The sequence below is a fragment of the Sphingomonas sp. CD22 genome (assembly GCF_034556155.1).
GTDB lineage: Bacteria > Pseudomonadota > Alphaproteobacteria > Sphingomonadales > Sphingomonadaceae > Sphingomonas.
In genome coordinates this window covers 562,295-574,504 of the sequence record NZ_JAYDYX010000002.1, presented here as the reverse complement: position 1 = coordinate 574,504, position 12,210 = coordinate 562,295, and the positions used below count along the sequence as shown (strand labels likewise).

Below are 12,210 nucleotides of genomic sequence, written 5' to 3'. Positions count from 1 at the left end.
GGCGTGGAGATGAAGGGTTTTGCGCGCAGAGGCGCGAAGGACGCAGAGGGGTTACGCCGCTGGCGCCGGAGGCGCTTCATCACGAAGCCGGGAGCCGCCCAGCCCGACCTGAGCGCAACATCCTCTGCGCTCTCTGCGCCTCTGCGCTCAAAGAATGAATCACGCGAAGACGCGAAGGTGCGAAGAGGTAGAGAGAGGGCCACGCCTGCGCTGCACGGCGCGGACGCCGCGCGCGCGACACCTTCGCGTCTTCGCGTGAATCAAAAAGGGCGGCCCGCAAGGACCGCCCTTCCAAATCCGAAACCGGAAGACCCGAAATCAGCGCGAGTAGAACTCGACGACCAGGTTCGGTTCCATCTTCACCGGGTAAGGCACTTCGTCGAGCGTCGGCACGCGGACGAAGGTGATCTTGGCGTTGCCGTCCGGCGCGACGTAATCGGGGATCTCACGCTCGGCGAGGTTCTGCGCCTCGAGGACGAGCGCCATTTCCTTGGCCTTGGTGCCCAGGGTGATCTCGTCGCCGACGAAGCAGCGGCGCGACGCGATGTTGCACTTCACGCCGTTGACGCGGATGTGGCCGTGGCTGACGATCTGGCGCGCGGCGAAGATCGTCGGCGCGAACTTGGCGCGATAGACGATCATGTCGAGACGCTGCTCGAGCAGGCCGATCAGGTTTTGGCTGGTGTCGCCCTTCATGCGGGCGGCTTCGGTGTAGCAGGCCTTGAACTGCTTCTCGGTGACGTCGCCGTAATAGCCCTTGAGCTTCTGCTTGGCGCGCAGCTGGATGCCGAAGTCCGACACCTTGCCCTTGCGGCGCTGGCCGTGCTGGCCCGGGCCGTATTCGCGCTTGTTGACCGGGCTCTTCGGCCGGCCCCAGATGTTCTCGCCGAGACGACGGTCGAGCTTGTGCTTGGCGCTATGGCGCTTCGACATAGTGATTCCTTGGCAACTGTAACGACGTGATCCCGTCCCATGGCAAGCCATGCGGCGGGGTTGATCCCGGTATCGCTCTGCTGATCCCTGACGGGGGCAGGCCATCCGCTTCACCGGGGTGCGGGGGCTGTTGCGAAGGCGGCCGCCTAGACGGGCCGTGCCGCCAAGTCAAGCTGGACAGCGTCGCGCCGCCGCGTCACACGGCGGGCATGACGACACCTCTGCCCGGCCCCGACTGCACGACGATGACCGAGGTGCGCGCCGGCGTCGACGCGCTCGACCGCGAGCTGGTCGCGCTGCTCGCGCGCCGCTTCGCCTATATGGACGCCGCGGCGCGTATCAAGCCGGAGCGCGGCCACGTCCGCGACGAGGCGCGCAAGGCGCAGGTCATCGCCAACGCCCGTGCCGCGGCGGAGGCGCTCGGCCTGCCCGGCGCGGTCATCGCCGATCTGTGGGAGCAGCTCGTCGAGGCGTCGATCGCCTACGAACTGGCGTCGTTCGACCGGCGCTGAGCCTCGACCCGGCGGACCTTGGCGCCGTCCAGCGCCGACAAGACGCCGCGCACCGTCCGCACCTCCTGCGACGACCAGCCCGGCTTGGTCAGCAGCGTGCGCAGCGTCCGCCGCGTCTGGAACACCCGTTCGGGCGGGAAGAAGAAATTGGCACGTTCCAGCATGTCGTCGAGCTGGAGGATCATCCCCTCCAGCTCCTCATGCGGCGCGGGCGGCTCGATCGGGTTGATCGACGGCTGTGCCAGCGCCTCGCCCTTCGACCATTCGTAGGCGACGAGGATCACCGCCTGCGCGAGGTTGAGGCTGCCGAATGCGGGGTTGATCGGCACGGTGACGATCGTCCGCGCCAGCGCGACGTCGTCGGTCTCCAGCCCCGATCGCTCCGGCCCGAACAGGATCGCCGACCGCTCCGGCGCGGCGTGGATGTCGCGCGCCGCGATCTCGGGAGTCACCACCGGCTTGGTGATGCCGCGCTTGCGCACCGTCGTCGCATAGACGTGCGCGCAATCCGCCACCGCGTCGGCGACGCTGTCGAACACCTGCGCGTCGGCGAGCACGCTGTCGGCACCGCTCGCCGCCGGCCCCGCCTGCGGATTGGGCCAGCCGTCGCGTGGGCTGACCAGCCGCATGTCGGTGAGGCCGAAATTGAGCATGGCGCGCGCCGCCTTGCCGATATTCTCGCCGAGCTGCGGGCGGACGAGCACGATGACCGGCTTCATTCGGCGCGCCCCGCCTGCTCGACCGTGCCGGCGAATTCCTCGAAGTCGCGCGCCTCGCTGAAGTCGCGATAGACGCTGGCAAAGCGGATATAGGCAACCGAATCGAGCCCCTTGAGCCCGTCCATCACCATCTCGCCGATCCGCTTCGACGACACCTCGCTCTCGCCCTGCGTCTCGAGCTGGCGCTGGATGCCACTGACCAGTTTCTCGATCCGCACCGGCTCGATCGGCCGCTTGCGCGTCGCGATCGATACCGAGCGCAGCAATTTCTCGCGGTCGAACGGCTCGCGCCGCACCCCGCCGCTGCCGGTGCTCTTGAGCACCCACAGATCGCGCAGCTGGATCCGCTCGAAGGTGGTGAAGCGCGCCGCGCAGCCTTCGCACTGGCGCCGGCGCCGGATCGCCGCCCCATCTTCCGTGGGGCGGCTGTCCTTCACCTGGCTGTCTTCATGGCCGCAGAACGGGCAACGCATTCAGGCGATCAATCCTTGCGCTTGGCGTAGGCGACGCCCGCGCCGACCAGCGCACCCAGCACCGGCCCGACGAACGGGATCGGGATCGCCACGACCGCGCCGATCGCGCCGTATTTCGCCATCTTCTTGCCGAGGCCGGGGGTATTCTTGACGGTCGCCTGGACCTCTTCGATCTTCGACATGGTGTTATCCTTCGTAGATGGGGAAGCGTGCGCACAGCGTGCGTACACGCTGCCGAACGTTCGCCTCGACCTCGGGGTCCCCATGTTCGCCCTTCTTGGCCAATCCGTCGAGCACGTCGGCGACCATGTTGCCGATCTCGCGGAACTCGGCGGGGCCGAAGCCGCGCGTCGTGCCGGCGGGCGAACCGACGCGGATGCCGCTGGTCTTGACCGGCGGCAGCGGATCGTTGGGAATGCCGTTCTTGTTGCAGGTGATGCCGGCACGCTCCAGCGCCTCGTCGGCGTCCTTGCCGGTGATGCCGAGCGGGGTGAGGTCGATCAGCGCGAGATGCGTGTCGGTGCCGCCCGAGACGACGTCCGAACCGCGCTCCTTCAGCGTCGCGGCGAGCACCTTGGCATTCTCCACCACCGCGGCGATATAGCTCTTGTAGCCCGGCTGCAGCGCCTCGCCGAATGCGACCGCCTTGGCGGCGATGACGTGCATCAGCGGCCCGCCCTGCAGCCCCGGGAACACCGCCGAGTTGATCTTCTTCGCCAGCGCCTCGTCATTAGTCATGATCATCCCGCCCCGCGGCCCGCGCAGCGTCTTGTGCGTCGTCGTGGTGACGACATGCGCGTGGCCGAACGGCGTCGGGTGCAGGCCGGCGGCGACGATGCCGGCGAAATGCGCCATGTCGACGAGGAAATACGCCCCGACCTTATCGGCGATTTCGCGGAAGCGGGCGAAGTCGATGACGCGCGGATAAGCACTGCCGCCTGCGATGATGAGCTTGGGGCTATGCTCGACGGCGAGGCGCTCGACCTGATCGTAGTCGATCAGATGCGTCACCGGATCGACGCCGTACTGGATCGCGTTGAACCATTTGCCGCTCATCGCCGCGCGCGCGCCATGGGTGAGGTGGCCGCCGGCGTCGAGGCTCATGCCGAGGATCGTCTCGCCCGGCTTGACCAGCGCCAGCATCACCGCGCCGTTCGCCTGCGCACCCGAATGCGGCTGGACGTTGACGAAGCCGCAACCGAAGATCTGCTTGGCGCGCTCGATCGCCAGGCTCTCGACCTCGTCCGACGGCGCGCAGCCCTGGTAATAGCGCTTGCCCGGATAGCCCTCGGCATATTTGTTGGTGAACACCGAGCCCTGCGCCTCGAGCACCGCCTTGGAAACGATATTCTCCGACGCGATCAGCTCGATCTGCGTCTGCTCGCGCTCCAGTTCGTGGGCGATGCCGGCGAACACCGCGGGATCGGCGTCGGCGAGCGCTTCGCTGAAGAAGCCGGTGTGGCGGATATCGCTGAAGTCGGTGGGCTGGGTGCTCATGGGATCAGTCCTTTCGCGACAATTTGTCGACGCGGTTCTGGTGACGGCCGCCCTCGAACGGGGCGGCGAGGAAAGCTTCGAGACAGGCCTTGGCGAGATCGGGACCGATCAGCCGCGCGCCCATCGCGAGGACGTTGGCGTCGTTGTGCTGGCGCGCCAGCGCCGCCGACAGCGGTTCGGAAACCAGGGCGCAGCGGCAGGCCGGCTCGCGATTGACCGCGATCGAGATGCCGATGCCGGAACCGCAGAGCGCGACGCCGAACTCCGCCTCCCCCGCCGCGACCGCCCGCGCCAATTTGTACCCGTAATCGGGATAGTCGACCCGCGCGTCGCCGTCCGGCCCGAGATCGATCGCCGCATGGCCGAGCGTGCCGACATGCTCGACCAGCAGCGCCTTCAGCGCGACGGCGGCGTGATCGGAGGCGAAGGCGATGCGCAAGGGTGACGTCCCGTGACGGTGATGGGCGGTCAGGGCGCCTTAGCGGGGGATACGGCCAAATGCCACACCTGTTGCGGAACGTAGCGCGTCGCTCGCGCGCTAAGCGATCCACGCAATGCAGGATAAGAACATGCCGCAAGTCCCTCGACCCCGCGTTGGCCGGCATGGCTGAACCCGTTTCCGCCCGCGGGAGCGTCGGCGAGTCGCCACTGATCCTCGGCTATGCGGGCCTGTTTCCGCAGATCGCGGCGGTCGCCACCTGCTTCTTCTCCGCCGAAAGCGACGTCGGGCCGATGTTCGCCTTCGCATATGCGGCGCTGATCCTCAGCTTCCTCGGCGGCATCTGGTGGGGCTTCGCGATGCGCAGCGGCCGCGACCAGGGCCGGATCGCGACGCTGGCAGTGCTGCCGTCGCTGTTCGGCGCGTTGCTGATCCTGCTGTCGATCGCGCACGTGCTGCCCTTGGGCCTCGCACTCGTGCTGATGGGTTCGGCGGTCATCACCACCCTGCTGATCGACCGCCGCCTGGTCGATACCGCCCACGCCCCCACCGGCTGGATGACGCTGCGCATCCCATTGTCGGTCGGGCTCGGCGGCCTGACGATCCTGTGCGGGATCATCTGCGGTCTGTCGGCGAGCTGATCGCGCGGGCGGCTACGCGTCGCCGCCCGAAGTCCGCCGCATAGGCCGGATGCTTTCCCAACTCACCCCGTCACCCCGGGCTCGTTCCGGGGTAACGGGTCTCGCAAAGAAAACCGGTCGAACCTCGCTGCCCCCGCGATATCTCAAGGTCCCGAACCCCGCGAACGGCAGCAGACCAAGCCACCCCCGCACCCGGAAACCTCGTCAGGCCGCCTTGCGCAATTCGAGCCGGCTCCAGATCTCGACCAGCGCATCGGTCAGCTCGCGCATCATCTCGGGCGTATGGCTCGGGCCGGGCGTGAAGCGCAGCCGCTCGGTACCGCGCGGCACCGTCGGATAATTGATCGGTTGCACGTAGACGCCATATTCGGCGAGCAGGATGTCGCTGATCCTTTTGGCTTTCACCGGATCGCCGACGAGGATCGGCACGATGTGCGTGCTGCCGAGCATCACCGGCAGCCCCGCCTCGCTCAGCATCGTCTTGAGCAAGGTCGCCGACGCCTGCTGGCCTTCGCGCTCGACGCTCGACGCCTTGAGATGGCGGACGCTGGCGAGCACGCCCGCGACCAGCACCGGCGACAGCGAGGTGGTGAAGATGAACCCCGGCGCGTAGCTGCGGATCACGTCGATGATCGTCTGGTCGGCGGCGATGTAACCGCCCATCACGCCGAACGCCTTGCCCAGCGTCCCCTCGATGATCGTCAGCCGGTCCGCGACGCCTTCGGCTTCCGAAATCCCGCCGCCGCGCGCGCCGTACATGCCGACCGCATGGACTTCGTCGAGATAGGTCAGCGCATTGTATTTGTCGGCGAGGTCGCAGATCGCCGCGACCGGCGCGATGTCGGCCTCCATCGAATAGACGCTTTCGAACGCGATCAGCTTGGGCACCGCCGGATCCTCGGCGGCGAGCAACTCCTCGAGATGCGCGAGATCGTTGTGGCGGAAGATGCGCTTCTCGCAGCCGGCATTGCGGATGCCCGCGATCATCGAGGCATGGTTGAGCTCGTCCGAGAAGATGATGCAGCCCGGCAGGATCTTGGCGAGCGTCGACAGCGTCGCCTCGTTCGAGACATAGCCGCTGGTGAACAGCAGCGCGCCCTGCTTGCCGTGCAGGTCGGCGAGTTCGTGCTCGAGATCGACGTGATAATGCGTGTTGCCGCCGATGTTGCGCGTACCGCCCGAACCGGCGCCGACGTCGTGCAGCGCCTCTTCCATCGCCGCGATCACCTCGGGATGCTGGCCCATCGCGAGATAGTCGTTCGAACACCAGACGGTGATCGGCTTGGGGCCATTGTGCCCGGCGAAGCACCGTGCGTTGGGGAAAGCCCCCTTGTTGCGGAGGATGTCGATGAAGACCCGATACCGGCCCTCGCTATGCAGGCGATCGATCGCCTGGGTGAAGACGCGCGAATAATCCACGCGTACGTCGGTACCGTCGCTGCTCATGGGCACCATGTACCGATGCGGCGACGGGCTTGCCAGTGGATAAAAGCGCTCAGCGTGATCGGGAGGCTGGACATTTTGTCCCACCCTCGTGGGAGGGGGAGGGGATCGGTCGAAGCGCGAGCGTGTCGATCCCCGCCCCAGTAATTTTTCCCCCGCTACGCGAGGGAGGAATCAAAGCTCCTCGATCGTCCCGATCCCATATCCCGCCAGCGCCGGCGCCAACGCGTGCTCCGCCGCGCCGAGCCGCGTGAACACCGCGCGATGCACCGACTCGCCCGCCGGCCAGCGCTGCCCCTCGGTCAGGAAGGCGATCCGCCGCGCGATGCCCGGACCGCCGTCGACGAATCGCACCCCCGCGGGCGCCACCGCCGCCAGCTCCGCCTCGACCAGCGGAAAATGCGTGCAGGCGTTGACGATCACGTCGATCCGCGCGCCGCCGGGCTGGTCGAACAGACCGTCGAGCACCGCGCGATACCGCGCCGGATCGCTCGCCGCGCCCGCCAGCTTCGCCTCCGCCAGCCGCACCAGTTCCGCCGAGCCATGCCGCACCACCACGCAATCGCCCGCGAACCGTGCCGCGAGATCGTCGACATAGGCCTGGCGCACCGTCGCATCGGTGCCGAGCACCCCGATCGCCCGGCTACGGCTCAGCGCCGCGGCGGGCTTGATCGCCGGCACCGTGCCGACCACCGGCACGTCGAGCGCCGCGCGCACCACCGGCAGCGCGATCGTCGAGGCGGTGTTGCACGCGATCACCACCAGCCGCGGCCGATACCGCTCCACCAGCCGCCCGAGCAGCGCCGGCACCCGCGCCGCGATCTCCGCCTCGCTCTTGATCCCATAAGGAAAACCGGCGGAATCGGCGGCGTAGACGATCGGCGCCCGCGGCAGCATCGCGCGCGTCGGCGCGACCACCGACAGGCCGCCGACACCCGAATCGAAGAACAGGATCGGCGCATCGTCCATCGCCGGCTCCATAAGCCACCGTGGCGGGCAGCGCCAATCTTGATCGAAATCAGGCAGGGTCCCATTGGCGAAACCGCGGCGGACCCGCTATGGTCGGCCGGGGAGGACGGGGCAGTCTTGCACACGCATATACTCTGGATCGCGCCGACCTGCGCGCTGTTGCTCGGCTATGTGCTGGGTTCGATCCCGTTCGGCGTCATCCTCACCCGGCTCGCCGGCGCGGGCGATCTGCGCAGCATCGGCTCGGGCAACATCGGCGCGACGAACGTGCTGCGCACCGGCCGCAAGGGGCTGGCGGCGGCCACCTTGCTGCTCGATCTCGCCAAGGGCGCGGCGGCGGTGTGGCTGGCGGAATGGCTGTTCCCCGGCGACGGCATGATCGCCGCGGCGGCGGCGTTCGTCGGCCATTGCTACCCGGTCTGGCTGCGCTTCAAGGGCGGCAAGGGCGTCGCGACGCTGATGGGGATCGTCCTCGCGCTGCACTGGCCGATGGGCCTCGTCTATGCGCTGGTCTGGCTCGGCCTGCTCGCCAGCCTGCGCATCTCCTCGGTCGCCGGCATGGCCGCCGCGGTCAGCGCGCCGGTCAGCGGCACGCTGTTCGGCCGCTTCGATCTCGTCATGCTGCTGCTCGCGCTCGCCGCGATCGTGCTGTGGAAGCATCGCGACAATATCGAACGGCTGCTCGCCGGCACCGAACCGCGCATCGGCGGCGCGCGCGACGCCGAGGACGCGGATGCGCTCGCCGATGGCTGAGCGCGATGTCGCGCGCCTCCGTCTCCTTCGTACCGCCGGGATCGGCCCGGTCACCTGGCGCCAGTTGCTCGCCCGCTTCGGCACCGCGGAGGCGGCGCTCGACATGCTGCCGACGCTCGCCCGGCGCGGCGGCGGCGCGCCGCCGCGCATCGCCGAGCGCGCCGCGGTCGAGCGCGAGATGGCGGCGACCGCCCGGCTCGGCGCACGCTATCTGTTCCTCGACGATCCCGATTATCCGCCGCTGCTCGGCCAGATCGACACCGCGCCGCCCGCGCTGATCCTGCGCGGCGACCTGACGCTGGCAAGCCGGACGACGGTCGCAATCGTCGGCGCGCGCAACGCCTCGGCGGCGGCGTGCCGTTTCGCGCGCAGCCTCGCGCACGACCTCGCCGCGGAGGGTGCGACGATCGTCTCCGGCCTCGCCCGCGGCATCGACACCGCGGCGCACGTCGGCGCGCTGCCGCGCACGATCGCCGTCATCGCCAGCGGCATCGACGTGGCCTTCCCGCCCGAGAATGCGGCGTTGCAGGAGCAGCTCGCGACGCAGGGCCTGCTGGTCGCCGAACAGCCGCCCGGCACCCAGCCGCTCGCGCGCCATTTCCCCTCGCGCAACCGCATCATCGCCGGCCTCGCGCTCGGCACCGTAGTGGTCGAGGCGGCACCGCGCTCGGGCTCGCTGATCACCGCGCGGCTCGCCGGCGAGATGGGCCGCGAGGTCATGGCGGTCCCAGGCAGCCCGCTCGATCCGCGCGCGCAGGGGTGCAATCTCTTGATCCGCGACGGCGCGACCTTGATCCAGACCGCCGCCGACGTCCTCGAACAGCTCCGCCCGATCGACCCCCGCGCCGTCCGCACGCACGCCTCGCCCTACGCCGCCCCGCCCCCCGCGGATGCGAGCGACGCCGACCGCACCCGCATCGCCGCGCTGCTCGGCCCCGCCCCGGTCCCGGTCGACGAGCTGATCCGCCAAAGCCACGCCGCCCCCGCGATCGTCCAGACCGTGCTGCTCGAACTCGAACTCGCCGGCCGCCTGGAACGCCACGCCGGCGGCCGGGTCAGCCTCACCGCCTGACCGCGGGCGCGGGCCGACCGCCTTCCCACCCGTTGACGTTTCGCCCCACGCCCCCGACTTGACGCGAGCCCCGACCGCTCGCCACCCTCGCGCGTACACGTAAGGACGTTATTGAACCGCCATGCAGCTCGTCATCGTCGAATCGCCCGCCAAGGCGAAAACCATCGAAAAGTATCTGGGCTCGGACTTCCGCGTCCTCGCCTCCTACGGTCACGTCCGTGATCTGCCGGCGCGCGACGGCTCGGTGAACCCGGACGAGAATTTCGCGATGGAGTGGGAGAATTACGCGGACAAGTCCAAGCAGCTTAAAGCGATCGCCGACCTGTCGAAGACCGCCGACCGCCTGATCCTCGCCACCGATCCCGATCGCGAGGGCGAGGCGATCAGCTGGCACGTGCAGGAGGTGCTGCGCAACCGCAAGGCGCTGCCCAAGGACGTCCAGCGCGTCACCTTCAACGCGATCACCAAGCCGGCGATCCTCGCCGCGATGAAGGCGCCGCGCGAGCTCGATACCGACCTGATCGACGCCTATCGCGCCCGCCGCGCGCTCGACTATCTCGTCGGCTTCACGCTGTCGCCGGTGCTGTGGCGCAAGCTGCCCGGCGCCAAGTCGGCGGGCCGCGTCCAGTCGGTCGCGCTGCGTCTGATCGTCGGCCGCGAGCGCGAGATCGAGGCGTTCAAGGCGCAGGAATATTGGTCCGTCACTGCGCAGATGGAGCAGGACGGCACGCCCTTCGTCGCGCGCCTCGTGCAATGGGACGGCAAGAAGCTCGACCGCCTGTCGATCGGCACGCAGGGCGACGCGCTGAAGGCCAAGGCCGCGGTCGAGGAAGGCCGCTTCTCGGTCCAGACCGTCGAGACCAAGCCGGCGACGCGCAACCCGCCGCCGCCCTTCACCACCTCGACGCTCCAGCAGGAGGCGGCACGCAAGCTCGGCTTCTCCGCGGATCATACGATGCGGATCGCGCAGGGCCTCTACGAGGATGGCGCGATCACCTATATGCGCACCGACGGCGTGCAGATGGACGGCAGCGCCATCTCTGCCGCGCGCCTCGCCATCGCCAACCGATACGACGCGAGCTACGTCCCCGATTCGCCGCGCCAGTATCAGACCAAGGCGAAGAACGCACAGGAAGCGCACGAGGCGATCCGCCCGACCGACTTCACCAAGGACCGCGCCGGCTCGGGCGACCACAATCGCCTGTACGAGCTGATCTGGAAGCGCGCGCTCGCCAGCCAGATGGCCTCGGCCCGTATGGAGCGCACCACCGTCGAGATGGCAGACGGGACGGGCCGCAACGTGCTGCGCGCGACCGGCCAGGTCGTGCTCTTCCCCGGCTTCCTCGCGCTCTACGAAGAGGGATCGGACGATACGCAGGACGAGGAGGCGCGCCGCCTGCCCCGCCTGCGCGAGGGCGACGCACCGGCGAAGAAGGACGTGCTCGCCGAACAGCATTTCACCCAGCCGCCGCCGCGCTTCTCGGAGGCGAGCCTCGTCAAGCGGATGGAGGAACTCGGCATCGGCCGGCCGTCGACCTATGCCTCGATCATCAAGACGCTGAAGGACCGCGCCTATGTGCGCGTCGAGAAGAACCGCTTCTTCGCCGAGGAAAGCGGCCGTCTCGTCACCGCCTTCCTCGAACGCTTCTTCGAGAAATACGTCGGCTTCGACTATACCGCCGAGCTGGAGGAAGAGCTCGACGACGTCTCGGGCGGCCGCGCGCAATGGCAGGCGGTGCTCGAAGCCTTCTGGCGCGACTTCAAGCCGCGCACCAACGAGGTGATGGAGCAGCAGCCCAGCGCGATCACCGCCGAGCTCGACGTCTTCCTCGCGCCCTATCTCTTCCCCGACAAGGCGGACGGATCGGACCCGCGGCTGTGCCCGAAATGCGAACAGGGCAAGCTGGCGCTGCGCGGCGGCAAGTTCGGCGCGTTCATCGCCTGCTCCAACTATCCCGAGTGCAAATACACCCGCCGCTTCGCCCAGCCCGGCGGCGAGGAGGGCGAGGACAGCGGCCCCGAAGGGCTCGGCAAGGACCCGGCGACGGGGCTGGAGGTCGAGCGCAAATCGGGGCGGTTCGGCCCGTATATCCAGCTCGGCGAGGGCAAGGAGGCCAAGCGCGCCTCGATCCCCAAGGACCTGCCCGGCGAACTCGACCTCGAATGGGCGTTGAAGCTGCTCAGCCTGCCGCGCACGATCGGCAACCACCCGGAGACGGGCGAGCCGATCACCGCCTCGATCGGCCGCTATGGGCCGTATCTGGCGCACGCCGGCAAATATGCGCGGCTGCAATCGACCGCCGACGTGTTCGAGACCGGGATGAACGCCGCGGTGGTCAAGCTCGCCGAGGCGGCTGCGGGTGGCGGCCGTCCGGCACGCGGCGCCGCGCGCGCGCCGCTCAAGGAACTCGGCAAGCACCCGCGCACCGAGGCGGAGATCAAGCTGATGGAGGGCCGCTACGGCCCCTATGTCACCGACGGCGAGACCAACGCGACCCTGCCCAAGTCGATCACCCCCGACGCGCTGACGCTGGAAGAAGCGGTGCAACTGATCGACGACCGCGCCGCCGCCGCCCCGCCGAAGAAGAAGAAGGCCCCCGCCAAGAAGGCGGCGGCGAAAAAGCCGGCCGCCAAGGCGGCAGGGACGAAGACGGCAGCGGCCAAGCCCGCGGCGGCCAAGAAGGCGCCCGCCAAGAAGCCGGCGGCGAAGAAAGCCGCGGCGGAGTGATGCGAGGGGATCGGGGGTACGCCTCCGATCC

At 68.8% G+C, this 12,210-nt stretch carries 13 protein-coding genes; 5 read left to right on the top strand and 8 right to left on the bottom strand.

Going from position 1 to position 12,210, the window contains the following annotated elements; genetic code table 11:
* Window positions 1-318: 318 nt before the first annotated feature.
* Window positions 319-933, bottom strand: a complete 615-nt coding sequence (rpsD, locus tag SFC76_RS06015) for a 30S ribosomal protein S4 (protein WP_322848555.1) — start codon at window positions 931-933, stop codon at window positions 319-321.
* Between the two features lie 209 nt (window positions 934-1,142).
* Here rpsD and SFC76_RS06010 point away from each other — a divergent pair, with 209 nt between their 5' ends.
* A complete protein-coding gene (locus tag SFC76_RS06010; protein ID WP_322848554.1) occupies window positions 1,143-1,445 on the top strand; it encodes a chorismate mutase in 303 nt (100 codons plus the stop codon).
* On the opposite strand, the gene SFC76_RS06005 is transcribed toward SFC76_RS06010, so the two are convergent.
* Genes SFC76_RS06005 through rpiB form a run of 5 tightly spaced genes read right to left on the bottom strand, consistent with a single transcriptional unit; the run spans window position 1,415 to window position 4,573 of the window.
* On the bottom strand, window positions 1,415-2,164 hold the full coding sequence (locus SFC76_RS06005; protein ID WP_322848553.1) for an RNA methyltransferase: 750 nt from the start codon (window positions 2,162-2,164) through the stop codon (window positions 1,415-1,417). The genes SFC76_RS06010 and SFC76_RS06005 overlap by 31 nt on opposite strands.
* Window positions 2,161-2,637, bottom strand: coding sequence for a transcriptional regulator NrdR (gene nrdR / locus SFC76_RS06000; protein ID WP_322848552.1), 477 nt, complete (start codon window positions 2,635-2,637; stop codon window positions 2,161-2,163). The genes SFC76_RS06005 and nrdR overlap by 4 nt, the downstream gene beginning before the upstream one ends.
* 8 nt (window positions 2,638-2,645) lie before the next feature.
* Entirely contained in the window at window positions 2,646-2,819 is a 174-nt protein-coding gene (locus SFC76_RS05995; RefSeq protein WP_166753199.1) for a small multi-drug export protein, read from the bottom strand.
* Between the two features lie 4 nt (window positions 2,820-2,823).
* Window positions 2,824-4,134, bottom strand: a complete 1,311-nt coding sequence (gene glyA / locus SFC76_RS05990) for a serine hydroxymethyltransferase (RefSeq protein WP_322848551.1) — start codon at window positions 4,132-4,134, stop codon at window positions 2,824-2,826.
* Window positions 4,135-4,138: 4 nt separating this feature from the next.
* On the bottom strand, window positions 4,139-4,573 hold the full coding sequence (gene rpiB / locus SFC76_RS05985) for a ribose 5-phosphate isomerase B (RefSeq protein WP_322848550.1): 435 nt from the start codon (window positions 4,571-4,573) through the stop codon (window positions 4,139-4,141).
* Window positions 4,574-4,737: 164 nt separating this feature from the next.
* Between rpiB and SFC76_RS05980 the strand changes: the two genes are divergently transcribed.
* Complete coding sequence (locus tag SFC76_RS05980; protein WP_322848549.1) at window positions 4,738-5,214, top strand: DUF3429 domain-containing protein; 477 nt, start codon at window positions 4,738-4,740, stop codon at window positions 5,212-5,214.
* Between the two features lie 204 nt (window positions 5,215-5,418).
* On the opposite strand, the gene hemA is transcribed toward SFC76_RS05980, so the two are convergent.
* Together hemA and murI are read right to left on the bottom strand one after the other, a co-directional pair.
* The gene (hemA, locus tag SFC76_RS05975) at window positions 5,419-6,660 is read right to left on the bottom strand and encodes a 5-aminolevulinate synthase (RefSeq protein WP_322848548.1); all 1,242 of its coding nucleotides are present in this window, start codon (window positions 6,658-6,660) and stop codon (window positions 5,419-5,421) included.
* Window positions 6,661-6,831: 171 nt separating this feature from the next.
* Window positions 6,832-7,626, bottom strand: a complete 795-nt coding sequence (murI, locus tag SFC76_RS05970) for a glutamate racemase (RefSeq protein WP_322848547.1) — start codon at window positions 7,624-7,626, stop codon at window positions 6,832-6,834.
* 138 nt (window positions 7,627-7,764) lie between these two features.
* On the opposite strand from murI, the gene plsY reads away from it, so the two are divergent.
* The 3 genes from plsY (at window position 7,765) to topA (ending at window position 12,179) form a co-directional block, all read left to right on the top strand.
* Window positions 7,765-8,379, top strand: a complete 615-nt coding sequence (gene plsY / locus SFC76_RS05965; RefSeq protein ID WP_416222389.1) for a glycerol-3-phosphate 1-O-acyltransferase PlsY — start codon at window positions 7,765-7,767, stop codon at window positions 8,377-8,379.
* The gene (gene dprA, locus SFC76_RS05960) at window positions 8,372-9,451 is read left to right on the top strand and encodes a DNA-processing protein DprA (protein ID WP_322848545.1); all 1,080 of its coding nucleotides are present in this window, start codon (window positions 8,372-8,374) and stop codon (window positions 9,449-9,451) included. The genes plsY and dprA overlap by 8 nt, the downstream gene beginning before the upstream one ends.
* Window positions 9,452-9,572: 121 nt before the next feature.
* Window positions 9,573-12,179 (top strand): type I DNA topoisomerase, encoded by a 2,607-nt coding sequence (gene topA / locus SFC76_RS05955; protein ID WP_322848544.1) that lies wholly within the window; start codon window positions 9,573-9,575, stop codon window positions 12,177-12,179.
* Window positions 12,180-12,210: the final 31 nt, after the last annotated feature.

Excerpts from the sequence above, each read along its gene's own strand:
- rpsD (WP_322848555.1), bottom strand. The coding sequence starts at position 933 with ATGTCGAAGCGCCATAGCGCCAAGCACAAGCTCGACCGTCGTCTCGGC.
- SFC76_RS06010 (WP_322848554.1), top strand. The coding sequence starts at position 1,143 with ATGACGACACCTCTGCCCGGCCCCGACTGCACGACGATGACCGAGGTG.
- SFC76_RS06005 (WP_322848553.1), bottom strand. The coding sequence starts at position 2,164 with ATGAAGCCGGTCATCGTGCTCGTCCGCCCGCAGCTCGGCGAGAATATC.
- nrdR (WP_322848552.1), bottom strand. The coding sequence starts at position 2,637 with ATGCGTTGCCCGTTCTGCGGCCATGAAGACAGCCAGGTGAAGGACAGC.
- SFC76_RS05995 (WP_166753199.1), bottom strand. The coding sequence starts at position 2,819 with ATGTCGAAGATCGAAGAGGTCCAGGCGACCGTCAAGAATACCCCCGGC.
- glyA (WP_322848551.1), bottom strand. The coding sequence starts at position 4,134 with ATGAGCACCCAGCCCACCGACTTCAGCGATATCCGCCACACCGGCTTC.
- SFC76_RS05980 (WP_322848549.1), top strand. The coding sequence starts at position 4,738 with ATGGCTGAACCCGTTTCCGCCCGCGGGAGCGTCGGCGAGTCGCCACTG.
- hemA (WP_322848548.1), bottom strand. The coding sequence starts at position 6,660 with ATGAGCAGCGACGGTACCGACGTACGCGTGGATTATTCGCGCGTCTTC.
- murI (WP_322848547.1), bottom strand. The coding sequence starts at position 7,626 with ATGGACGATGCGCCGATCCTGTTCTTCGATTCGGGTGTCGGCGGCCTG.
- dprA (WP_322848545.1), top strand. The coding sequence starts at position 8,372 with ATGGCTGAGCGCGATGTCGCGCGCCTCCGTCTCCTTCGTACCGCCGGG.
- topA (WP_322848544.1), top strand. The coding sequence starts at position 9,573 with ATGCAGCTCGTCATCGTCGAATCGCCCGCCAAGGCGAAAACCATCGAA.